We start from the raw sequence: 22,640 nt of genomic DNA, 5'->3' as shown, positions 1-22,640 counted from the left end.
CTATCTCTTCCCGTTCCGCCACACTCAACCGCGCCGCCATCACAGCATCCCATCAAGATCCATCGACAGTGATGCAACGAAGTATTGACTCCGCCGGGGCGTGGAAAGGGCTGCAAGATCGGCGCGAGAGTGAACAATCCTGCAAGATCGCTGCCAAGGTGCAGAAGTGTGCAAGATCGCGGGCTGCCCGGTCTCCGCCGGAGCTGGTCGGTGGCGCAGGAGTTGCGAGAACTGGCTGTCGACGGGGATGAATAGCGGGCGGCGGAAGATATACAGTTCCGCACATCCGGGGGAAACAGGTGATTCATAGCGTGACGGCATGGCCGACACCATCCCCAGCAAACACCACGAGGACCTGGTCGAAGCCGCCGGCATGCCGGTCGGCAGCGGCGTCGCTAAGAGTTCGTACGACCCCCGGCTCACCAACGAGGATCTGGCGCCGCTGAAGGAACAGCGGTGGGGCTCCTACAACATCTTCGCGTTCTGGATGTCCGACGTGCACAGCGTCGGTGGTTATGTCACGGCGGGCAGCCTGTTCGCGCTCGGGCTGTCCAGCTGGCAGGTGCTGATCTCGCTGGTCGTGGGCATCACGATCGTCTACTTCTTCTGCAATCTGGTGGCCAAGCCGTCGCAGGTGACGGGCGTGCCCTATCCGGTGATCAACCGGGTGGCGTTCGGGGTGCTCGGGGCGAACGTGCCGGCGATCATCCGTGGTTCGATCGCGGTCGCCTGGTACGGCATCCAGACGTACCTCGCCTCGGCCGCCCTCGACGTTGTGATCTTGAAGTTGTGGCCGTCACTGATGCCGTACGCCGATGTGGACCAGTACGGGTTCCTCGGCCTGCCACTACTCGGCTGGTGCACGTACGCGCTGCTCTGGGTTTTGCAGGCGGCGGTCTTCTGGACCGGCATGGAGACCATCCGGAAGTTCATCGACTTCTGTGGACCGGCCGTCTACGTGGTGATGTTCCTGCTGGCCGGCTATCTGATCGCCGAGGCCGGCTGGAGCGCGATCGACCTGAACCTGGGCGAGGTGACGGTCACCGGCGTCGACGCGATCCCGGTGATGCTCGGCGCGATCGCCCTGGTCGTGTCGTACTTCTCCGGCCCGATGCTCAACTTCGGCGACTTCTCCCGCTATGGGAAGAGCTTCAAAGCGGTCAAGGTCGGCAACTTCCTTGGCCTGCCGATCAACTTCCTGATGTTCAGCATCCTGACCGTCGTGACGGCTTCGCTCACGGTGCCGGTCTTCGGGGAGCTGATCACCGACCCGGTGGCCACGGTGGCCCGGATCGACAGCACGTTCGCGATCGTCCTGGGCGCGCTGACCTTCACCATCGCCACGATCGGCATCAACATCGTCGCCAACTTCATCTCGCCGGCGTTCGACTTCTCCAACGTCAGCCCGCAGCGGATCTCCTGGCGGGCCGGCGGCATGATCGCCGCGGTCGGGTCGGTGCTGCTCACGCCGTGGAACCTCTACAACAACCCGGAGGTCATCCACTACACGCTGGAGACGCTCGGCGCCTTCATCGGGCCGCTCTTCGGGGTGCTGATCGCCGACTACTACCTGGTCCGCCGGCAGCAGGTGGACGTCGACGCGATGTTCACCATGTCGCCGGACGGCCGCTACTACTACAAGCGGGGCTATCACCCGCCGGCGATCATCGCGACCGCGGTCGGCGCGCTGGTCGCGGTGATCCCGGTGCTCGGGAAGATGTCCGACATCGCCCAGTACAGCTGGTTCATCGGCTGCGGGCTGGGCTTCGTGGTCTATCTGGCCCTGACGAAAAAGAACTGATGCGCATCCGGGTCATCAATCCCAACACCACGGCGTCGATGACCAGGCTGATCGAGGCGAGCGCCCGGGCCGTCGCCGGCCCGGGCACCGTCGTCGAGGCGGTCACCCCGGCGATGGGCCCGGCGTCCATCGAGAGCCACTACGACGAGGCGCTCGCCGTGCCGGGCCTGCTCGCCGAGGTGATCGCGGGCGAGCGGTCCGGCGCCGACGGTTATGTCATCGCCTGTTTCGGCGACCCCGGGCTCGACGCGGCCCGGGAGGTCGCCGCCGGTCCGGTGGTCGGCATCGCCGAGGCCGCGATGCATGCGGCGATGCTCGCCGGTCGCGGTTTCAGCGTCGTCACAACCCTTGGGCGTACGGCCGGACGCGCGCACGATCTGGCCGGGAGGTACGCCCCGGCCGGCGCCTGCCGGGGCGTGCACGCCTGTGAGATCCCGGTGCTGGAGCTGGAGTCCGACCCCACGGTCCTGCCCCGGGTGGTCGACCTGGCCCGGCGGGCGCTGGAGTCGGACGGCTCGGACGTGATCGTGCTCGGCTGTGCCGGGATGGCCGCGTTCTGTGCCGAGGTGTCCGAGCGGGTCGGCGTCCCGGTGATCGACGGGGTGACCGCCGCGACCCTGCTCGTCCAGTCTCTGGTCACGCTGGGGGTGCGCACCTCGAAACGGGACGAGTACGCCCCGCCGCCGGCCAAGCCCTACGCGGGCGCGCTGGCCGGTTTCGGGGCGCCCGCGTCGAGCCGCTTGGACAGCTTGCGGCCCATCGACTGGAACGGCAGCTCGACGGCCCGGTAGCAGAGCCAGCTGACCAGCAGGACCGCCGTCAGGTAGCCCACGGTCAGCGCCAGCTTCAGCGGCAGCGGCTCCTCGACGCTGCCGCGCAGCAGGTCACCGGCGAGCGCCAGGACCAGGTAGTGCAGCAGGTAGACGGAGTAGCTGATCGCGCCGATCCAGGACAGCCAGCCGGGCACCGGCTTGTGGCGCAGCGCCATGCCGAGGCCGAAGAACACGAAGGCGAGCAGCAGGCCACCGGTCCACGAGCGGTCGGCCGGGAACTTGCCGACCATGTTCCACATGTTGCCGTAGCCGTACGTGCCGATGACCGTGGCGGTGAGCACCGCGACCACCGCCGGGACCGCCCGCCACTTGGCGATCTGACCCTGCTCGGCGCGGTACAGCGCGGTGCCGGTGAACATCACGGCGAGGATGACGAAGCCCTCCCAGCCGCCCTTGGCCTGGTTGCCGCCGAGCAGCGCGACCACGCCCGAGCCGAGCAGCAGGGCGCCGGCCACCACGATCGCCCGTCGCCGGCTGCTGACCGCGGTCACCCCGATCAGCAGGACCAGGCCGGTGATCAGGACCAGGTTGCGCAGCGCGAGCGGGTCGCCGGCGAACGCCCGGACCGGCAGGACCGAGCCCAGCGCGATCGCGGCGGCGGACAGCAGCAACGCGATCTCGGCGCTGAACCGGTGCACGCCGAAGACGAACACCACGGTGACGATCAGGTAGAACAGCATCTCGTAGGTGAGGGTCCAGAACTGATACTGGACGTTGGCCACCCCGAGGATGTCCTGGAGCATGGTCAGGTGCCCCAGCACCGTCGTCAGCGTCTTGTCGAACAGGTCGTCCGGGACGCCCGGCCGGGACGCGATCTGCGCGACCACCGCCGCGCCGGCGATGGTGATCAGGAACGCCGGATAGAGCCGGAACAACCGCCCGATCCAGAAGTGCCGCAGACTGCCGCGCCGCTCGATCGAGGCGGGCACGATGTAGCCGCTGACCAGGAAGAAGAGCGTCACGCCGAAGGTGCCGGCATGCACCCACTGGACAGTGGCCTGTTTCACACCCGGGAACAGGTAGGCGGAGAAGTGCTCATAGACCACGGCGAGCACCGCGATGCCCCGCAGAGCGTCCAGCCAGCGCAGGCGGGCGGCCGGCGGACTTACGGCCTGAGCAGCGGGGGAGGGGGCCGGCGTGGGGGCAGCGGCGTCCCGGTCCCGGGTTTCGGTCGACACCCGGGCGAGACTACTGATATTCACGGGTCTATCAAAGCCGGGACACAGTCCGTTCAGATCGACCTGAACGGGTGTGTGACACCTGGTCGGGTCGCTGTCACGCTGAGTCGATTTTTCTCGCCCGTGCAACCTGGCTGAGGAGGGAGTCGTCAGGGAGGCGTGAGAGTGAAGGAGGGGCTCGTGTGAAGACCGAGCGTGATGAGCAATTCCATCAGTTCGTGGTCAGCCGGAGGGCCGCGCTGGTGCGTACCGCGACTCTGCTCACGGCGGGCGACGCCCACCTGGCCGAGGACCTGGTCCAGTCCACCCTGACGAAGCTGTACGTCGCGTGGCCGTCGTTCCAGCGGGCCGGCAATCCGGACGGTTACGTCCGGCGGACGCTGGTGAACGCGCTGACCGACGAGCGGCGGCGGTGGTGGCGGCGCAGCGAACGGCCGATGGCCGAGGTCCCCGACCGGGCGGCAGCCGACCACATCGACGGTGACGTCTCGGACGGCCTGCGCGCGGCCCTACGGGAACTGCCACCGCGGATGCGGGCGGCGCTGGTGTTCCGCTACTTCTACGACCTCGACGTCGCCGACACCGCCGACGCCCTCGGGTGCTCCGAGGGAACGGTGAAGAGCCAGACCGCCCGGGCGCTCGACCGGCTGCGTGCGGTCCTCGGCTCCAAATCCTCCCTTGCACTGCTGTGACCAGGAGAACTGACATGAACAACCTTCAGGACGGGCTGGCGCGGATCGCCGGCCCGGCTGCTGAACCCACTCGGGAGCAGGTCGCGGCCGACCTGGCCCGCGGACAACGGGCGCTCCGGCGTCGCCGTACCACCCAGGTCGCCGGAAGCTGCGCCTTCGCCGTCGCCGCCCTGGCCGCGGTGATCGTCGGCACCACCGGGACCGGCGCCGCGCCGAAGGCGCCGGAAGCCGCCGGCGACCGGCCGGCGACGTCTGCGCCGCAGACCGCCGTCACCAAGCTCGTCGCCTACCAGGGCGCCCAGCCCAAGGGTTTCACCCTCGACAAGGTTCCGGACGGCTGGGAGCTCCAGGGCGCCGACGACTACGGCATCGTCATCGCCCCGAAGGGGTTCAAGGACAAGAACCCGAACAGCTTCGTCGGCAAGATCGTCGCCCAGCTCCAGGAGTTCCCCCCGAACGAGGAGCTCAAGGGCAAGGAGGTGACCGTCAACGGGTCGACCGGCCTGCTCACCAAGATGATCGACCAGACCGACGGCAGCGCCCTCTTCGTGAAGCTCGGCGAGAACCGCTGGATGGTCATCCAGGTCTGGGACGGCCTGGGCTGGGGTGAGAAGGAGGTGCTGGAGTTCGCCTCCGGCATCCACGTCGACGAGAACGCCAAGGTCACCCACGGCTGACCCCCGCCGTGGATAGGAGGGGAGACCGGGACGGGGAAAGCGTCCCGGTCTCCCCGTCGAGAAAAGTACGTGCCGCGCCCCGATGTGGGTAGGCGAACCCCCGCGTGACGATGGTCCGGTGCCCGCCGAGGGGCATGAACCGGGGGTGATGGCATGACCGTCCAGCGTGTCGACGGGCCGGCGACGGCCCAGCAGGAATTCACCATCGAGGAGCTGAGCCGCCAGGTCGGGATGTCGCCCCGCAACATCCGGGCACACCAGGCCCGCCGCATCCTCGCCCCGCCGGTCCGGCGCGGGCGCACCGTGGTCTATCAGGAACATCACCTGCGCCGGCTGGAGGCGATCCTGTCGCTGCAGCGGCAGGGCTTCAACCTCACCGCGATCGAGGCGATGTTCGGGGTACGCGCCGGACAGCCCCGCAGCGACGGCCTGGCGCCCCTGATGCAGCGCCTCGCCACCGAGTCGCCGGCTCTCGTCGACGCGCTCACCCGGCACGGCGTGGTCGCGTGGCGGGAGAACGGGGCGGTCCAGCTGGTCCGCCCGCGGGCGCTGCGCGCGGCCCTGGAGCTGCACCGGTCCGGGCTCCCGGCCCGGCAGACCGTGCAGGTACTGGTCGAGGTGCTGGACCGGATCGGCCGCCCGGTCGACGAACTGCTGCGGGCGACAGGCGACCGGATCCTGTCGCTGCCGGGTGACCCGGCCCGGCCGCGCGCGAACACCTGGGACGAGTGGAGCGACTCGGCCGAACTGCTCGCGCAGGGCCTGATCGACCTGCTCAGCGAGGCGTTCCGGGTGGTGGCCGAGAACCGCGGCCCGACGTCCGTGGTGGACATCGTGGGCCGCCGCTCCGGCCAGGGCACCGTCATGCTGGTGGAGACCGCCGCCGTGATGGACCTGGGCTGATCACTCGTCCTCGGTGACCAATTGGCGGCGGGCCAGCTGGTAGAACAGGCCGTCCCGGTCGGCCATCAGGTCGGGGAACGTGCCCTGCTGCACGATCCGCCCCTTCTCCATCACCACGATCAGGTCGGCGTGCCGCACCGTGGACAGCCGGTGCGCGATCACCAGCCGGGTGGCGCTGAGCTGCCGGGTGCTCTCGGTGACCCGCTCCTGGGTGCGGTTGTCGAGCGCGCTGGTCGCCTCGTCGAAGAAGATCATCCGGGGCCGGTGGATCAGCGCGCGGGCGATCAGCACCCGCTGCCGCTGCCCGACCGACAGCGTGCCGCCACCGTGCGGAACCATGGTCGCCACCCCCATCGGCAGGTGCGCGATGTCCTCGTCGAGACCGGCCAGCCGGGCCGCCTCCAGGACCCGCTCCAGGCTGTACGACCCGGCGCCGCACACATTGTCGCGCAGCGAGCCGGCGAACAACTGCCCGTCCTGAAGCACCACCCCGCACTGCCGGCGGACCGCTTGGAGGTCCAGTTCGGCGAGATCCTGGTTGTCGTAGTAGACCGAGCCCTGCGACGGCGACTCGAACCCGAGCAGCAGCCGGAGCAGGGTGGACTTGCCGCAGCCGCTCGGGCCGACGATCGCCGTGAACGCGCCGGCCGGCACCCGCAGCGTCACGTCGTCGATCACCGGCGGGGCGTCCGGGCCGTACGCGAAGCTGACGTCCTGGAGGGCGATCTCGCCGCGCAGGTCGCCCGGGTCGGCCCGGTCCGGGGTCCGCTCCGGCACCCCGGCCAGCAGCAGCTTCAGCTCGGCGAGCCGGGGCAGCGCGGCCAGCAGCTCGACACTGCCGGAGACGATCACCAGCAGCGCCCCGACCAGCATCAGGAAGGCCACGTTGAGGGCGAAGAAGTCGTCCGGGGCCAGCGTTCCGGCGAGCGGGCCGGCCAGGATCGTGAACAGCAGCAGCTGACCGGCGATCGGCAGCACGGTGGCCACCGCCCGCAGCACGGCCTGCACCCCCCGGACCCGGTTGAGGGTGCCCCGGGCGTACGCCGTCTGCTCGAACCATCCGGCGAACGCCCGCTGTTCCGCCCCGGCGAGTTTGATCTTGGAGATTCCGCTGATCAGCTGGTGGGCGGTGGACACCGCCTTGTGCTCGGCCGGCAGCGCCCGCCGCTGGCGCACGATCACCACCCGGCCCAGGACGCCGACCAGCGCCAGCGCGGCCAGCGCCAGGCCGGTGGAGGCCAGCCCGAGGGGCGGGCTCAGCACCCACACCAGCGCCAGCATGGTGATCGCGGTCAGCGACGACGTGAGCAGCAGCAGGATCACCCCGGACAGCGCCTCCCGGGCGAACGTGACCCCGAGCAGCGTGTTGGCCAGCTCGCCGCTGCTGGTGTCCCGGAAGAACCGGACCGGCAGCCGCAGCAGGCGATCCCAGAGGACCAGCTGCACGCCGTACTCGACCCGGCCCTCACCGCGCAACATACGTAGATTCGTGGCCACGCCGACCAGCGCGGCCACCCCGCCGCAGGCCACCAGCAGCAGCGCCGACCAGGTCAGACCGGACACCGACACCCGCTCGGCCAGCGCGCCCAGCACCCGGCCGGTCACGATCGGCGCGGCCAGGGCCAGCGCGGCGACGATCAGCCCGCACCCGGCCAGGGCGGCCAGATCCGGGCCCGCGCTGGCGCTGCCCTGCCGGAACACCTTCGGCACCGACGTCTCGACCGGCAGCGGCACCTGCGCCTGGGTGGCGGTCCGGGACACCCCGTCGGCGGCGGCCCGGCCACTGGCCAGCACCGCCCCGGTCTCCGGATCCACCTCCCGGTACCGGCCGCGCCGGAACACCAGGCACACCACGGCGGTCCCGGTCTCCTCGGCCCGCCAGCCCAGCAGCGGGCCCAGATCGTGCCGCCACCAGTCCTCCGGCAGCTGCACGTCGCGCAGGTGCAGCGACGAACTGCGGGCCACCGCACGGACCGCCTCGCCCAGGTCGGCCGGCTCGTCGCGCCGCCCGGCCGGCTCCACCACCGGCAGGCCCCCGGCCCCGGCGACCAGGCGTAACGCGGCCGCGGCCCGCCGGAACCGCTCGCCCTGCCCGGCCCGGCCGGTGGACGGCCGGGCGCCGACCAGACCCGACGCGATCCGGGTCGCGCGGGCCACCGCCGCCCGGTTCCCCTCCTCCCGGGCGGTCAGCGACGTCAGCAGCGCCGCGTCGGCCGCCTCGCCCTGCCGTTCGACGAGGCGCAACAGCCGGGCCGTCCGGTCGCGTACCGCGTCCCACAGCTCACCGGACCGCAGCAGATCCTCGCTGGAGCAGGCCTCCACCGCGCCGCCCCGCTCCGAGCGCACCCAGTCGCGCCCGGCCAGCAGCACCGGCACACCCTCCTCGAACGTCTCGTCCGGCCCGCCGTCGTTACGGACCAGCCGGCCGCCGGTGCCGCGCACCCAGCACACCGCCGGCGACCCGGTGAAGGCGGTGCCCGCGGTGGCCGCCTCGACCTGCCCGGCGTAGAGCACCCGGGCGTCCCGCGGTGGCTCACGGTCGCCACGGATCGCGCCGGCCAGCGCGGCGAGCGCCAGATCGATCGCCTCGGCGCCGTCCGGCGGTCCCGGCAGTCGGTCGAGACGTCCACCCGGCAGCGGTACGGCCAGCAGCCGCCACACACCGGACCCGGTCACGTCGGGGACCAGCCCACCGGCCGGGATCCGGGCCACGAAGTGCCGCCGGGACCGTGCCCCGCCGGCTCGGGCGCGGACCAGGAACAGGTCGCTGGGCGCGTCCACCACGAGGAGCCCGCCGCCCCCGGTGACCGTCTCGATCGTCATGCGGCGTGCCCTCTCACTCGTCCCGGACCAGTCGCGCGTAATGGCCGTCCCGGGCCACCAGCTCGTCGTGGGTGCCGCGTTCGACCTCGCGGCCGCCGTCCAGCACCACGATCAGGTCGCAGTCGCGGATCGTGGACAGGCGGTGCGCCACGATCAGGCAGGTGGCGCCGCGACGGCGCAGGTGGTGGTCGATGGTCTGCTCGGTCTGGGCGTCCAGCGCGCTCGTCGCCTCGTCGAGGACCAGCAGGCGCGGACGGCGTACCAGCGCGCGGGCGATCTCCAGCCGTTGCCGCTGCCCGCCGGAGAAGTTGCGGCCGCCCTCGTCGACCCGGGCGCCCAGGCCGCCCGGCCGGGACAGCACCACGTCCAGCACCGCGGCGTCGGTGAGCGCGGCGACCACGTCCTCGTCCGGGATCGACGAGTCCCAGAGCGTGACGTTCTCCCGGATCGTGCCCTCGAACAGGATCTGCTCCTGGTCGACCATCGCCACGGTGGCCGCCCACAGCCCCGGATCGAGGCTCGCCCGTTCCCGGCCGTCGACGGTGATCCGACCGGACCACGGCCGGTAGAGGCCGGACACCAGCCGCCCGACCGTCGACTTGCCGCTGCCGGACCGGCCCACCAGCGCCACCCGGGCGCCCGGCGGCAGATCCAGGTCGAAGTCGCTCAGCAGCGGCGCCGCCAGCGGGTTGTAGCCGAAGGTCAGGCCCTCGATCCGCAGATGCCCGTCCAGCGGCTCCGGCGGATCGGCCTCCGGCGGCTCCGGGGCCGGGTAGTTCTCCACGTCCCGCAGCCGGCTCAGGTCGGCCGACATCTCCTGCACCTGGGCGCCGACCGCGGTGAGCGCGGCGACCGGCCGGTTCATCGCCACCACCAGGGTCTGCATGCCGAGCACCACGCCGATGCTGAGACTGCCGGCCAGGATCCGCGGGCCGCCCAGCCCGAGCAGGACCGCGGTGTTCAGGGTGGCCAGCAGCGCCGGCACGACCGACAGGATCGCGGTGGGCCGGCCGAGCCGCTGCTGGTCGTTCGTCACCGCCGCGGCCCGCGAGCTGAACTGCTGGAAACTGTGCTGTTCGGCGCCACCCGCCTTGACCGTCTCGATCATCTGGATGGTGGTGTGCACGGTGCTGAACAGCTTGCTGCGCTCGGCCTGGAGACTCGCCACCGCGGTGGTGCGCAGCGCCGACACATACCGCAGGGCCAGCACGTTCAGGCCGCACAACAGCACCGAGACAGCGCCCAGCAACGGATCATAAAGGCAGAGCAGGCCGCCGTACGCGACGACGAGCGCCACATCCACCAGGGTCAGCGTCAGTCGTCGCGTGACCACGTCGGCCACCACGTCGGTGCTGCGGATCCGGCGGGTCAGGTCGGCGGCCTGCCGCTGGTCGAAGAACGCCGCGGGCAGCCGCATCAGCCGCCGGAACAGCCGGGCCGCCGTGCTCAGGGCCATCGCGGTCTCGGCCCGGACCATCAGGCGTTCCTGGGCCAGCGCGGCGAGCAGCGTGACCACCGCGGCCCCGGCCATCGCGGTGAGCAGCCCGGAGAGCGCCCCGCCCCCGCCGAGCAGCACCTGGTCGACGAAGATCCGGACCACCGCCGGCATGGTCAGGCCGACCACGGCCATCACCAGGCCGAGCAGGATGGCCTGGGCGGCGACCGCGCGCAGCCCCCGCCAGCGGGCGGCCAGCGCCACCCAGGCCCGGAAGCGGCTGCCACCGGGCCGGAACTTCTCCGGATCCGGGGTCAGCGTCAGCACGATGCCGGTGTAGCCCTCGTCGAACTCGGCCCAGCTGAGCGGGCGCGGGCCGGTCGCCGGGTCGTTCACCCAGACCTTCTTGGCGCCCATCCCCTCCAGGACCAGGAAGTGCTGGAACTTCCAGAACAGGATGGCCGGCAGCGGCACCGAGGCGAGCTTGTCGACCTCCATCTGGAAGCCCTTGGCGGTCATCCCGTAGTGCCGGGCGCCCTTGAGCACGGTCGACGCGTTCGAGCCGTCCCGGCTCACCCCGCAGCGTTCCCGCAGCTCCTCCAGGGGCACGTGCCGGCCGTGGTGGGCCAGCACGATGCCGAGCGAGGCCGCGCCGCACTCGACCGCCTCCATCTGGATCAGCGTCGGCGTACGCACCCGCCGGCGGCGCGGCAGCTCCGGAGCCGCCTTGTCCAGATCGATCACCGGCGCGCTCATCGGCCCAGCACCCAGTCGAGGGGCCGGTCCTGGCCGACTACGATCCGGCCGTCGACCTCGCTGATCGAGGTGAGCCGGAACGGCGGCGACGCCTTCGACCAGAGCAGCCCGGTCGGTGACTCCGGATCGGTGTGCAGCACCACCACCACCCGGACCACACTGCCGTCGGCCAGGAACGGCCGCACATCCCGGCCCGAGCCGAGGAACGCCCGCAGCGAGTCCTCGGTCTCCGGGAACGCGCCGACCGTGCCGACCTCGCCCTGCAGGGTGCCGAAGACCGTGGTGGAGACCGCGGCCACGTCGACGTGCACCGGCTGGCCGGCGGAGAGCACCGGCGCGCTGGCGGCCGGCACGAACAGCACCGCCTGCAGCGCGTCACCCGGCGCGTCCAGGCGTTCCAGCTCGGCCACCCGGGACCCGCGCTCGACCACCTGGCCCTCGGCGATCAGCAGGTTCACCACGTACGCGTCCCACGGCGCCGGCACCGTCACGATCCCGCCGGAGTCGCCCTGCACGCTGTAGATCGGGGTGCCCTTGGCGACCGGCTGGTTCCGGTCCACCCAGACCTTCACCACCCGGCCGGTCTCGGCGGCGTCGAAGTCGGAGACACCGTGCGGGTGGATCAGCACCCCACCGGCGGTGACCTCCCGGTCCAGCGTCGCCGTCGTGGTCCAGGCGCCGGTGGCCAGCACGGTCACCACCAGCGCGACGGTGAGCAGCCAGCTCGGCACCGTGGTCAGCCGGGCCACCTGGTCCAGGCTCTCCGGCTGCTCCAGGTGCCGCAGCGCCTGCTTGCGGAACCTCATCGGGGCTCCTTCGGGTAGGGCGAGCCGAGCGCGAAGTCGGCCACCGCGGGTTCGGCCAGCGGATCGATGCCGGACAGCTCGGCGAACGCGGCCGAGTCGCCGGAGCCCAGCGCGCACGGCGCCAGCCCCATCGCCGTGGCGACCAGGTACATCAGCTCGGTGAGCACGCCCGAGTGCTTGAGGATCATCGGGTAGCCGATCCCCTCGTACTTCCACATCAGCCGGCCCACCCGGGCGGTGATCACCAGCAGCACCTGCGGCGGCCCGGCCATCGCGGCGGCGGCGCGGGCGTACCCGGCCATCCGTTCGGTCAGCGACCCCGGCGGGGCCAGCAGGCGCAGCTGGTGCGCCGTCCCGTCGTAGTGGTACAGCCCCGGCGACAGGCCCTCGCAGCTCAGCACCAGCGGATAGATCTCCAGCTCGTAGAGCCCGCCACCACCCGGGTAGGGCCGGTGTCCCACCTCGATGCCGTCGTGCTCGCCGGCCGGGCGGGTGGCCTGCACCCGGTACAGGAACTCGGCGAGCCGGCCCAGCGTGATCGGGTGGGCGTCGTCGTGGGCGCGGATCGACCGCCGGGCCCGGATCACGTCGGTCAGCGCCGGCTCGGCCGCGGCGATCGCGTCCAGGTCCGGTTCCGGCAGGTCGGTGGCCGGTGCGTCGGGGAAGGTACGCCGTAGCGGCTCGGCCGGCAGCCGGTCCCGGAACCGGTAGGTGCCGCCGACCGGCAGCGCGTGCCGCCCCACCCGGGACCTGTGGTGCACCTCCAGCTCGGCCGGCGACCAGTACATCCCGGGCGCCGTCGCGCCGCCCGGATCCGCCAGGATCCCGGCGCTCAGCAGCTCGTCCAGGACCCGCCCGGCCACCGGCGCCGACACCCCGAGCACGGCGGCCGCCCGGTCCAGGTCACAGCCCTGGGCGGCGGCCGTCGCGAGCAGGCCGGCCACCCGTGGATCGGGGCACCCGACGATCACCGCGTGGGCCGGGCTGAGCGCGGACAGCACGTCGCCGTCGGCGTCGATCCGGGCCAGGCGAGACATCCGGTACCGCACGCCGGGCCGGTGCCGGGCCGGCGGCGGCAGCACCGACGCGCCCAGCCCCTGCGGGTCGATCTCCAGCAGCGGCCGGTTGCCGGCGGACAGGCGGCGGCGCAGCCAGGCGTGCGTGACCAGCCGCCGGAGCAGCACCTGGGCCCGCAGGATGCTGTTCTCGCCCTCGACCGTGGCGACCAGGTGCTGGACGGCGTCGTCGTCGAGCCACTCGTCGGCGAGCCGTAGCAGCATCGCCCGCCGCCCCAGCCCGAGCCGTTCCATGTGCAGCTGGAACCGCCCGTACTGGACGGTGATCGAGTCGCCGGCGCCGTTGGTCAGCGTGGTCCGCTCCCGGAAGCGGTACTCCTCCCGGACCGGAACCCGGCGGACCGAGCCGGTGTCCGGTTCGGTGGGCACTGCGGTGGTCGATGACACGGGCCCCTCCGGGAGATCAGAAGAAGACACTCAACGGGTTGATCTCGTCCTCGCCGGTGGCCCGGGGCGCCCGCCCGAGCGCGACCGGCGTCTCCCACAGCCGTCCCGGCCCGAGTCGGCGCCAGAAGTGCCGCAGCCCCGGCACGACCACCCGGGCCACGGCCAGTTCCAGCTCCGGGCGGGACTGGTCGACCACGATCACCTCCAGGCCGGCGTCCCGGGCGGCGCCGACAGCGGCGTCCACCACGGCCGCAGTACCGGCCGCCGCCGGCACCGGATGGCGGGCCGGGGTGACCAGCGGCTGATCCGGATCGGGCCGCAGCCACGGCTGATCGGCGGTGGTCACGGTGCTCAGCCAGCGGGCGGTCTCCGGTTCGGCGCCGTGGTAGCCGCCGTTCGCCGCGGCCACCGCGGCGGCCAGCGGCAGGAACTGGTTGAGCTCGCTCACCGCCCGGGTCAGCGCGACCTCGGCGTTCGGGTGCGCCCCGAAGCCGACCAGCACCTCACCGCCGCCGTCACGTTCGCTGACCGCGGCGTAGACCGGGACCGGCAGGTCGGCGGTGACGTCCAGAACCCACAGGCGGCGGCCGAGGACGGTCCGGTAGTGCCGCCGGACCGCGGCGAGCCATGGGTCGTCGGCGGCGTCCAGGTCGACGCCCGGCAGCCGCGACCGGTGATACCACCAGAGCGCGACCGCGTCCCGTTCGACCAGCTCGTAGAAGCCCTGCAGGATCGCCTCGCCGAGGGTGCCGCCGGCGGCGCAGCCGTTCGAGTCGGCCGGGCCCAGGGACAGCCGGGACGCGTCCGGGTGGCCGTACCAGACGAAGGCCGCGGGCAGGTCGCACGGCCGATCGTGGGTCAGCGACCAGCCGGTGGTCCACGCCATCTCGACGTCGTCGCCGGCCGGGACCGGGACGTGGTGGAACGGCCCGGCGTGCGGATTGGTCAGGTCCCGTCCGGCGTGCTGGCGTGCCGAGAAGTGCCGCAGCTCGGACATCGGCGCCGCCCGGTCCCGGCCCAGGTCCCGGAACGCGGCCCGGTGGGTGGGCCGGTCGTCCCGCCACACCCCGCAGTACCGTTCGATCGCCTCGCCGATCGCGCTGACCCGGGCCTGCGTCTCGGTGCGTCCCTTGCCGCCGCTGAGCCCGCGCAGATTCCCGCGCAGCCGCTCCGGTCCGCGGGCCAGCGCGAAATTGTGCCCGGCGGTGAAGCCGAACATCACCCCGCCGCCGGTGTCGCCGCCGGTCGGCGACAGTCTGGTGACCACCCCGAGGTACGGGCTGACCTGGTGTTCCAGAATCCGGAGGGTCTCCACGGCGGGCCGGGCCCGGCTACCGGTCCCGTCGTCGGCGGCGAGCGGGCCGTCCGCCACCGTCACCCGCGGGTCGCCGCCGAGCCGGGCCGGGTCGCCGCACGCCGGGCATTGCGGCAGCCGGACCAGGGTGTGCGTGCCGGTGCTCAGGTCACGGGTGTCCAGCGAGACCATCCGCCCGGTGACCCGTGGCGAGTCGCCGGCGACGGCGAGCACCGGAAGTTCGGCGGCGAGCAGCCCGGCCAGGACCGTGGTGGTGGCGTCCAGAGCGGCCCACGCCGGGGTGGGCCGGTCCTGGTCACCGCGCTGCTCGACGACGAAGTTGATGACCTCCTCGTTGTCGGTCCAGCGCCGCCGCAGGCACTCCCAGCAGCCGGTCACGCCGGGCCGGAGATGCGGGCCGAGCAGCAGCACATGACCGTGCGGCCGAACCATAAGCCAGGACCGCCCGGCGGCCAGACACGCGTCGTTGAGCGCACCCAGCCGAGGATCGATCATCGACCCGGCCGCGACCACGACCAGCCCGTCCGGCTCGCCCGCCAGGGGGCCGAGGTCGTCGATCGGGCGGACGGTCACCGGTGGGCCGAGGCCGGCGAGCCGGGTGGCGAGGTCGGCGGCGGCCGGGGAACCGGCGTCGATCAGCAGCACCCGGCCGTCGCGCCGCCACTGTTCGGCCCGGTCCGGGGCCACGTCGCGGGCGTCCCAGGCCGCGGCGGCTGCTCGCGGGGTCGCGCAGGGGCCGGTGGCCAGCAGGTCGAGGCCGTCGAGGCGGCGCAGCGCGCGGGCCAGGGCGCCGGCTGAGTGCCGGCCGACCAGCTCACCGACCACCTGGCCGAGGGCGCGGGTGCCGTCCAGCAACGCGGCCAGTTCCACCGCCACCGGGTCGTCGATCAGCACGTTGCGGGTCTCGCCGACGACGACGAGGTGGTCCCGGTACGGCTCGGCGAGGCGGATCGGCAGGTAGTCGTGGCGGAATCGGGGGTTCTGCATCGGTCTCACCTCACAGCCGGTTACCGGCGATTCTTGGGCGGCGTCCCCGCCGGCTCCATCAATGGCACGAAACCCGGCCGAGCTTCCGCGATCTTGTGGAGCTCCGCCAGGTGTGCCCCAACTCCACAAGAACGCCGGAGGGAGGAGGGAGTTAGTTGGTGGCGTTTATCTCGGTGGCGGCGTCGGTCAGGCCGAGCACCGCGGCCGGGCCGCCGTCCAGCGGCATCTTCAGCAGGAACGTCTCGACTCGGGCGACGGTGATGGTGTGCGCCTTCACCGCGGTGGTGCGGCCGGTGGCCAGCAGGTCGGGTGCGGGCGGGGCGAGAACCGCGTCGGCGCCGTCCTTCGTGGAGACGATGGTGTCGACCACGTTGAGGGTCAGGAAGCCCACGATGCCGTCGTCGGTCTTCGCGGCGCACGGCGCCCATTCCGATGCGGTCAGCCGGCGGTCGACCTTCATCGACGCGGCCTCCATCTGGGTCGTGTAGATGGACCATCCGGCGGCCAGCTGATCGTCGAGGACGGCGCTCCGGGCCAGGACCGTGGTGTCGGCCGGTCCGGCGATGCTGCGGTTGAAGACCTCACCGGTGATGGCGGTACGCCGGGCCGCCTCCAGCACCTCGTCGGTGGCGTGCGCGGTTGCCCGCTGGAACGCCCCGGTGGCCGCCACCCGCTCGTCGGAGATCATCACGTGGTGGCTGAGCTGCCATTTTCCGTCGGCTGCCGTGGTGAAGTGGGCGGCGTCGGCGCGCGGCCGGTCCTCGCCGTCCACGGCCATCTCGGCGGAGACCACGAAGCACGAGCCGCCGACCGCGAACACCGGCTCCTGGTGCTTGAACCCGGGTAGCACCCGCTTGCTGAGCCGGGCCCGTTTCACCCCGGCCAGGCTGTTCTGCAGCGCCGGCCCGGTCTCCCACTCGGCCAGTTTCTCGCCGTCGCCGCTCTTCGACGCCGCGGAGTCGGCCGCGTCGAACTCGGCCAGCACGGCGGCCGGGTCGAAGCCCGCGGCGCTCGGCCCGGCGGCTTCCGGCGGCGCCGCCGCCGGCTCGGTTCCCGGGTCGCCGCACCCGGCGACGGCCAGCAGGAAGGCCATCGGGATCACCATCCGCCCGAGCCCGTCACGCGTCCGGGATGCCATGTCGACCACCTGATCCTTGTCATGCCTCAACCGGCGTCCGCCGCCGTGATCCGAGTATTCGGCGAGGTTCCGGCGCCGGGCCGGGCACGGCACCGAACCGTGCCCGCGCGGGCGGCACCGTGACACCGATCGATGCCGTGCCCGGCCGCCGCCGGAGTCCACGCCGACGATGGGGCCATTCCCTGAGGCCCCGTGCGAACGGAGACAGACACGATGGACCCGTCAGAACGCGCACTCTTCATCACCGCGTACGGCCGGCTGGTCGCCGGCGTATGGTCCGAACCGGACCAGGAACTCCTGCTCAGCACCGATCCGCACCGGCTGCTCGCCGAGTACGACCTGCTGCTGCCGCCGGAGGTCCCGGTCGTGGTGGTGCGCGACGCCGAGCACCTGGACCCGGACATCGACGTGCAGGTCCGGGCCTGGGCGGATGCCGCCGGCGGGCGTGGGCCGCTGCTGCTCTACGTGCCGGCCCTGGACGAGCTCGACGAGCAGGAGCTGTCCGAACACGAGCTGGACAGCGTGGTGGCCGGGGTGGACCCGACGGGCGCCTGCTGCTGCCCGTGCTGCTGCACCTGATCGGCGATTACATCGATGGGTTCCGTGCCCGGAGCGTCACGGCACCGTTCCGTGCCGTCACCGCCGGTTCCCTTGCCCGAGCCCTCCGGCCGTTCCTAGCGTCGTGGTCACGCCACCGCCGCTTCCCGGCCCGGCATCACGGCCCCACCGGCTTCACCGGGCCGTCACCCCATTCGCAGTTGCACCGGAAGGACGTGTGTCATGAGCGCCGAAGAGACCGACTTCACCGAGTTCGACCGGGCCTACCAGGGCCTGCTGGCCAAGGTCTGGAGCGACGACGCCGCGCTGTCGGCGCTGCTCGCCGACCCGAAGCAGTACGCGATCGAGGCCGGCCTGCCGGTCGACCCCGCGGCGACCGTGACGGTCGACCGGAGCCAGCCGGAGGAGCTGCTCACCCGGACCGAGATCCTGCAGGCCTTCCACGGCGCCCCCGGGACGCACGTGCTGCGTGTTCCCGAGCACGCCCCGATCGACCTGAGCGAGCTCACCGACGAGGACCTCGAGCTGATCGCGGCCGGCAACAACGTGAACAACAACCTCTACCAGTCCAAGTGACGGCCGGGCCGGCGCGACCCCCGTTCGCGCCGGCCCCGCACTTTCCCGGGGAGGACGAGCCGTGCCGACGACAGTCAACGATCACCCGACCCGGCCCGGGTCGTTCCGGGCGGCGACCGCCGAGCAGACCTGGGAACGGATCCGGCCGATGCTGCCGCGGTTCGGGATCACCCGGGTCGCCGACATCACCTGGCTGGACGAGGTCGGGCTGCCGGTGCACGTGGCCTACCGCCCCACCGGGCGGTGCCTGGCCGTGACCGTCGGCACCGGGCTCACCATGGCCCAGTCCCGGGTCGCCGCGACGATGGAGAGCATCGAGGGCTGGCACGCCGAGAATCCGCGGCACGCGGTGGCCGTACGAGCGCCGGCCGTTGATCTTGATCTTGGGTTTGACCCTCGCTCCCTGCATCTGGCGCCGCGCTCGCCGCTGACCGGCCGGACCGTGCTCGACTGGATCGCCGGCCGCGGCCTGCTGACCGGGCGCACCTATCTGGCCCCCTACGACCTGGTCTATCTCGACTTCACGGTCACGCCCGGGGGCATCCCGAACGACGTGCTCTTCACCCCGACCAGCAGCGGGCTGGCCACCGGGAACACCGCGGCCGAGGCGACCCTGCACGCGCTGCTCGAACTCGTCGAGCGGGACGGGATGACGCCGTACGCGATCTCCGCCCTCGCCGACCGCCGCTACGTCGACCCGGACAGCTGCGCCGATCCCTCGACCATGGCCGTGCTCGCGGCGGTCCGCGGCTCGTCGAGCTGGGTCGAGCTGGTCGACCTGACCGGCCCGACCGGACTGCCCTGCTACGGCGCGTCGATGTGGGACAACTCGATCCCGATGGTCTTCGGCGGCTTCGGATGTCACGTCGACCCGGGTCGTGCGGCCGGCCGGGCGCTGGCCGAGGCGGCCCAGTCCCGGCTGGTCACCGTCGGCGGGGCCCGCGACGACATCTCCGGCGAGGTCTACATGGCCGCCGACCCGTACGCCGAGCCGCCGCCCGCCCTCGACCTGCCGTGCGAGCCGATCCGCCCGCCGGATCCCGCGGTGACCGCCCTCGGCCAGGACCTGGAGGCCCTCGTGCAGCACGTAGCCGGCCGGATCATGGAGTACACCGGCCACGAGCCGTTCGTCGTCGACCTGACCCACGACGACGTCGGCATCCCGGTGAGCCGGGTGATCGCGCCGGGCCTGCGCCTGGTCGACGACGCCGCGCTCTCCCTGCGCCCGGGAGCCGGCGATGTCTGACCTGGTCTTCCTCGGCCCCAGCCTGCCCGCCGCGGAAGCCGCCGCGCTGCTGCCCGGCGCCCGGATCCTGCCCCCGGTCGGGCACGGCGACCTGCTCCGGCTCACGCCCGGCCCGGACGACCGGGTGCTGATCATCGACGGCTTCTTCATGCACCGGCCGCCGGTCCGGCACCGGGAGATCCTGTTCCTGCTGGAACGCGGCGTCACGGTGGCCGGCAGCAGCAGCATGGGCGCGCTGCGGGCCGCCGAGCTGTGGCAGTACGGCATGCGCGGCTTCGGCGACGTCTTCGGGCTCTACCGGGACGGCATCGTCACCGGCGACCACGAGGTGGCCGTGGTGCACGGGCTCGACGAGGACGAGTACCGGCAGTTGAGCGAGCCGCTGGTGAACATCCGGATCGCGGTCCGCGAGGCGATCACGGCCGGCGCGATCGGCCCGGACGAGGGCGAGCTCCTGCTGAAGACCGCCGCCGACATCCCGTTCCGGCTGCTGACCTGGCGTTCGCTGGCGATGCGGGCCGGCTCCGCGATGGACGGGCTGGGATCGTGGCTGCACGCCCACCCGGTCGACGCGAAGGCCGCCGACGCCCGGCTTCTGCTGCGGGCGGCCGCGACCGGCGATCCGCGGCTGTGCCCGGCCGGACCCGGCGACGAACCGGTCGAACACGTGCACACCACCTACCTGGAGGGCTGGCGCTCCCGCTACGAGGAGACCGGCGGGGTCAGCGAACGGGAGCTGCTGGTCGCGCTGCGGGTGCTGCACCCCGGCTTCGCGGCCGCGCACCGGGCCCGGGTGCTGGCCGACTTCAGCGGCGCCGCCCCGGACGACCCGGCCCTGGAGGAACTGGCCCTGCGCGCCGCCGCCCGGCTCGGCCGTGACGTGCCGGTCCCGGACAGCTCGTGGCTCACCCCGGCCGAGGCGGGCCTGCCCCCGGCCGAGGCCACCCTGCGGCTGCTGGTCCGCAGCCTCGGCGCGGCCGAGACCAGGCAGATCTCACCGGCGATGATCCCGCCCGAACTGCGCCGCGCGGACGTGCTCGACACGGTCCGCCAGGCGGTCGTCACCGCGAAGGGCATCCAGGCCGGCCTCACCCGGCGGCAGGGACGGCCGGCCCGGTTCCGGGCCGGGATCATCGACGCGGTGCTCGCCGCCCAGTGGGACTGCGACCCGGCCGGGCTGACCGCGGCCGCCTGGGACCGCGGGTTCCGTGACCTCGACCAGCTCCGTGAGCTGGCCGGCTTCCTCATCGGCTACCTGCGGGTGCTCCGGGCGCCGTGGTTCCCCCCGACTCGACCTCGCGAGGTGGTGCACCAGTGATCAACAGCCCGAACGCGGCGCTCATCTACCCGCCGCTGACCGACCCGACGTCCGGTTACCACTCACTGAACTACCTCGACTCGTACGCCCGCTCGGTGGGTCATCGCCCGGCGACCGTGATCGACGCCAACATCGAGGCGTTCCACCACTCCTACACGCCGTCCGCGCTGGCCTGGCTCGACCAGGCGCTCAGCGCCGCCCGCACCACCACCGACCTGACCGAACGGGCCCACCTGCTGCAGACCGGCACCCCGGACCCGGAGGCGATCCGGGACGCGGTCGCCACCTTCCAGGACCCGGAGCGGTTCTTCGACCTGGACGCCTACCACCGGGCGGTGGACGGGGTGTCGGCCTGGATGAGCTGCCTCGGCGCCGCCGGCTTCCCCGGCCAGTTCCAGAACGGCTTCCAGCTCAACGCGCCCCGGGAGATCGAGATCGGGTCGCTGCGGGCGCTGACCGACCCGGCCGTGCTGTCCCGGCTGAGCCGGCCGTTCACCCCGTACTACCAGGAGTCGCTGCTGCCCCGGCTGCGGGCCGGGAACTTCGACCTGGTCGGGATCAGCATCACCTACCAGTGGCAGCTGCCGTTCGCGCTGTGGATGGCCCGGCTGATCCGGGAGACCCTGCCCGGCGTCTTCCTGATCGCCGGCGGCACCGAGGTCTCCGACTGCTTCAAGAACCTGCAGGACAAGAAGCGGCTGTTCGAGCTGTTCGCCGACTTCGACGGGCTGGTGGTGGGGGAGGGCGAGAGCGCCTACACCGAGATCCTCGACGCGCTCGGCGCCGGCACCCTGCCCACCAAGCACCCCAACGTGCGGCTGCACCCGAAACACGGCGCGGTCCGGGCGCTGCCGATGCTGCACTACGAGAAGCTCGGCGAGCTGCCCACCCCCGACTTCAGCAACCTGCCCTGGGACAAGTACCTGAGTCCGACCCGGTTCGTGTACTACTCGCCGACCCGGGGCTGCTACTGGAACAAGTGCACGTTCTGCGACTACGGGCTGAACACCGACGGGCCGACCAGCCCGTGGCGGCAGGACACCGTGGACCGGATGATCCGCGACGTCGAGGAACTGTCGAAGTTCGCGCAGTTCGTCTACTTCTCGGTGGACGTGCTCGCGCCGGCGGCCATCCTCCGGTTCGCCGAGAAGGTCGTCGAACGGGGCATCGACGTCCGCTGGGGCGCCGAGATCAGGCTCGAGAAATACTGGTCCGACGAGCGGTGCGAGCTGCTGAAGAAGGCCGGGTGCACGGCCATCTCGGTGGGCTTCGAGTCGGGCAACCAGCGGATCCTCGACCTGATCGACAAAGGCACAAAGCCTGCGCAGGTACGGCAGACGATGTCCTCGATGCACAAGGCCGGGATCGGCGTACAGATCATGGGATTCACCGGTTTTCCCACCGAGACCCTGGAAGAGGCCCGCGACTCGGTCAGTTTCCTGCGGGACAACCGGGACCTGTGGACCTTCGGTGGCCTCGGCGAGTTCGTCCTCACCCCGGGCGCGATCGTGGCCAAACAGCCCGACCGGTTCGGGATCAGCGGCATCCGCTCCTTCGAGGGCGCCGACATCGACCGGACGCTGCTCTTCGACGAGCCGATCACGCAGACCGTCCGCGACGAGGTGATGGCCGACAAACTCAGCCTCTACATGGGCGAATACCCGCGGCCGTGGGTGAGCAGCACCGACACCCCGCACACCTTCTTCTACCACGACCGGTACGGCACCGAGGTCAGCGATCTGCTGGAACGCAGTGTGCGGCGCGGGCCGGACGACGAGGACCGGGAGTTCGTGCTCGACGGCGAGTTGCTGCCCGAACAGGACCCGGACGTGCTGCGGCGGCTCGCCGAGATCCAGCGCGCGAACTCCGAGGAACCCGGCGATCGGGTGGCGTTCCGGCGGGCCGACGGGCGGGTCATGCTGCTGCCCCGCCGTACCGTCCCGTTCCTGAAGATCTTCGCCAAGCCGTCGACGATCGCCGATGCCCGCCGCCGGGCCTGGATGCTGCCCGCCGAGTCGGCCGACCGGATCTGGGACTTCCTCATCGCCCGCCGGGTGATCCGTCGGATGCCGGTCACCGGCGACAGCAAACATACGTGCATCGCACCCATGCCCGGACGTGCCGCCGCGTGACAG

17 protein-coding genes are annotated in these 22,640 nt (G+C 72.2%); 10 read left to right on the top strand and 7 right to left on the bottom strand.

What is annotated here, in order from left to right:
* Positions 1-319 precede the first annotated feature (319 nt).
* Together AB0E94_RS30120 and AB0E94_RS30115 are read left to right on the top strand one after the other, a co-directional pair.
* A complete protein-coding gene (locus AB0E94_RS30120; RefSeq protein ID WP_360332860.1) occupies positions 320-1,801 on the top strand; it encodes an NCS1 family nucleobase:cation symporter-1 in 1,482 nt (493 codons plus the stop codon).
* Positions 1,801-2,592, top strand: a complete 792-nt coding sequence (locus AB0E94_RS30115; RefSeq protein ID WP_360332857.1) for an aspartate/glutamate racemase family protein — start codon at positions 1,801-1,803, stop codon at positions 2,590-2,592. Before AB0E94_RS30120 ends, AB0E94_RS30115 begins: the two co-directional genes overlap by 1 nt.
* On the opposite strand, the gene AB0E94_RS30110 is transcribed toward AB0E94_RS30115, so the two are convergent.
* Positions 2,496-3,836 carry an acyltransferase gene (locus AB0E94_RS30110; RefSeq protein WP_360332854.1) on the bottom strand — a complete coding sequence of 447 codons (1,341 nt, stop codon included), beginning with the start codon at positions 3,834-3,836 and terminating at the stop codon, positions 2,496-2,498. The genes AB0E94_RS30115 and AB0E94_RS30110 overlap by 97 nt on opposite strands.
* Positions 3,837-3,994: 158 nt before the next feature.
* Between AB0E94_RS30110 and AB0E94_RS30105 the strand changes: the two genes are divergently transcribed.
* From AB0E94_RS30105 to AB0E94_RS30095, 3 genes are all read left to right on the top strand, one after another.
* The gene (locus AB0E94_RS30105) at positions 3,995-4,504 is read left to right on the top strand and encodes a SigE family RNA polymerase sigma factor (protein WP_360332851.1); all 510 of its coding nucleotides are present in this window, start codon (positions 3,995-3,997) and stop codon (positions 4,502-4,504) included.
* A gap of 14 nt (positions 4,505-4,518) precedes the next feature.
* Entirely contained in the window at positions 4,519-5,181 is a 663-nt protein-coding gene (locus AB0E94_RS30100) for a hypothetical protein (RefSeq protein WP_360332848.1), read from the top strand.
* Between the two features lie 153 nt (positions 5,182-5,334).
* The gene (locus tag AB0E94_RS30095) at positions 5,335-6,084 is read left to right on the top strand and encodes a MerR family transcriptional regulator (RefSeq protein WP_360332845.1); all 750 of its coding nucleotides are present in this window, start codon (positions 5,335-5,337) and stop codon (positions 6,082-6,084) included.
* Here AB0E94_RS30095 and AB0E94_RS30090 read toward each other — a convergent pair whose 3' ends face one another.
* The 6 genes from AB0E94_RS30090 to AB0E94_RS30065 all read right to left on the bottom strand — a co-directional run bounded on the left by AB0E94_RS30090 (position 6,085) and on the right by AB0E94_RS30065 (position 16,807).
* Positions 6,085-8,907: an ATP-binding cassette domain-containing protein gene (locus tag AB0E94_RS30090; RefSeq protein ID WP_360332842.1), complete on the bottom strand. Its 2,823-nt coding sequence runs from the start codon at positions 8,905-8,907 to the stop codon at positions 6,085-6,087.
* A gap of 13 nt (positions 8,908-8,920) precedes the next feature.
* On the bottom strand, positions 8,921-11,098 hold the full coding sequence (locus tag AB0E94_RS30085; protein ID WP_360332839.1) for an NHLP family bacteriocin export ABC transporter peptidase/permease/ATPase subunit: 2,178 nt from the start codon (positions 11,096-11,098) through the stop codon (positions 8,921-8,923).
* A complete protein-coding gene (locus AB0E94_RS30080) occupies positions 11,095-11,904 on the bottom strand; it encodes an HlyD family efflux transporter periplasmic adaptor subunit (RefSeq protein WP_360332836.1) in 810 nt (269 codons plus the stop codon). The genes AB0E94_RS30085 and AB0E94_RS30080 overlap by 4 nt, the downstream gene beginning before the upstream one ends.
* Positions 11,901-13,367, bottom strand: a complete 1,467-nt coding sequence (locus AB0E94_RS30075; protein ID WP_360332833.1) for a SagB family peptide dehydrogenase — start codon at positions 13,365-13,367, stop codon at positions 11,901-11,903. The genes AB0E94_RS30080 and AB0E94_RS30075 overlap by 4 nt, the downstream gene beginning before the upstream one ends.
* A 16-nt stretch (positions 13,368-13,383) precedes the next feature.
* Positions 13,384-15,669: a TOMM precursor leader peptide-binding protein gene (locus AB0E94_RS30070; protein ID WP_360332830.1), complete on the bottom strand. Its 2,286-nt coding sequence runs from the start codon at positions 15,667-15,669 to the stop codon at positions 13,384-13,386.
* Between the two features lie 151 nt (positions 15,670-15,820).
* Complete coding sequence (locus AB0E94_RS30065) at positions 15,821-16,807, bottom strand: hypothetical protein (protein WP_360332827.1); 987 nt, start codon at positions 16,805-16,807, stop codon at positions 15,821-15,823.
* A 213-nt stretch (positions 16,808-17,020) separates the two neighbouring features.
* Between AB0E94_RS30065 and AB0E94_RS30060 the strand changes: the two genes are divergently transcribed.
* From AB0E94_RS30060 to AB0E94_RS30040, 5 genes are all read left to right on the top strand, one after another.
* The gene (locus tag AB0E94_RS30060) at positions 17,021-17,386 is read left to right on the top strand and encodes a hypothetical protein (RefSeq protein ID WP_360332824.1); all 366 of its coding nucleotides are present in this window, start codon (positions 17,021-17,023) and stop codon (positions 17,384-17,386) included.
* A 201-nt stretch (positions 17,387-17,587) separates the two neighbouring features.
* Entirely contained in the window at positions 17,588-17,941 is a 354-nt protein-coding gene (locus tag AB0E94_RS30055; protein WP_360332821.1) for a hypothetical protein, read from the top strand.
* 61 nt (positions 17,942-18,002) lie between these two features.
* Positions 18,003-19,187 carry a YcaO-like family protein gene (locus AB0E94_RS30050; protein WP_360332818.1) on the top strand — a complete coding sequence of 395 codons (1,185 nt, stop codon included), beginning with the start codon at positions 18,003-18,005 and terminating at the stop codon, positions 19,185-19,187.
* Positions 19,180-20,505 carry a TfuA-like protein gene (locus AB0E94_RS30045; protein ID WP_360332815.1) on the top strand — a complete coding sequence of 442 codons (1,326 nt, stop codon included), beginning with the start codon at positions 19,180-19,182 and terminating at the stop codon, positions 20,503-20,505. The genes AB0E94_RS30050 and AB0E94_RS30045 overlap by 8 nt, the downstream gene beginning before the upstream one ends.
* Complete coding sequence (locus AB0E94_RS30040) at positions 20,502-22,637, top strand: radical SAM protein (protein ID WP_360332812.1); 2,136 nt, start codon at positions 20,502-20,504, stop codon at positions 22,635-22,637. The genes AB0E94_RS30045 and AB0E94_RS30040 overlap by 4 nt, the downstream gene beginning before the upstream one ends.
* Positions 22,638-22,640 lie beyond the last annotated feature (3 nt).

It is taken from the genome of Actinoplanes sp. NPDC026670 (genome assembly GCF_040638175.1).
In the GTDB taxonomy this organism is placed as follows: domain Bacteria; phylum Actinomycetota; class Actinomycetes; order Mycobacteriales; family Micromonosporaceae; genus Actinoplanes.
Note: the sequence above shows the minus strand (reverse complement) of the source record. Positions and strands in the feature narration are given on the sequence as shown.

Excerpts from the sequence above, each read along its gene's own strand:
- AB0E94_RS30055 (WP_360332821.1), top strand. The coding sequence starts at position 17,588 with ATGAGCGCCGAAGAGACCGACTTCACCGAGTTCGACCGGGCCTACCAG.
- AB0E94_RS30120 (WP_360332860.1), top strand. The coding sequence starts at position 320 with ATGGCCGACACCATCCCCAGCAAACACCACGAGGACCTGGTCGAAGCC.
- AB0E94_RS30085 (WP_360332839.1), bottom strand. The coding sequence starts at position 11,098 with ATGAGCGCGCCGGTGATCGATCTGGACAAGGCGGCTCCGGAGCTGCCG.
- AB0E94_RS30100 (WP_360332848.1), top strand. The coding sequence starts at position 4,519 with ATGAACAACCTTCAGGACGGGCTGGCGCGGATCGCCGGCCCGGCTGCT.
- AB0E94_RS30095 (WP_360332845.1), top strand. The coding sequence starts at position 5,335 with ATGACCGTCCAGCGTGTCGACGGGCCGGCGACGGCCCAGCAGGAATTC.
- AB0E94_RS30080 (WP_360332836.1), bottom strand. The coding sequence starts at position 11,904 with ATGAGGTTCCGCAAGCAGGCGCTGCGGCACCTGGAGCAGCCGGAGAGC.
- AB0E94_RS30060 (WP_360332824.1), top strand. The coding sequence starts at position 17,021 with ATGGACCCGTCAGAACGCGCACTCTTCATCACCGCGTACGGCCGGCTG.
- AB0E94_RS30065 (WP_360332827.1), bottom strand. The coding sequence starts at position 16,807 with ATGGCATCCCGGACGCGTGACGGGCTCGGGCGGATGGTGATCCCGATG.
- AB0E94_RS30045 (WP_360332815.1), top strand. The coding sequence starts at position 19,180 with ATGTCTGACCTGGTCTTCCTCGGCCCCAGCCTGCCCGCCGCGGAAGCC.
- AB0E94_RS30090 (WP_360332842.1), bottom strand. The coding sequence starts at position 8,907 with ATGACGATCGAGACGGTCACCGGGGGCGGCGGGCTCCTCGTGGTGGAC.
- AB0E94_RS30070 (WP_360332830.1), bottom strand. The coding sequence starts at position 15,669 with ATGCAGAACCCCCGATTCCGCCACGACTACCTGCCGATCCGCCTCGCC.
- AB0E94_RS30115 (WP_360332857.1), top strand. The coding sequence starts at position 1,801 with ATGCGCATCCGGGTCATCAATCCCAACACCACGGCGTCGATGACCAGG.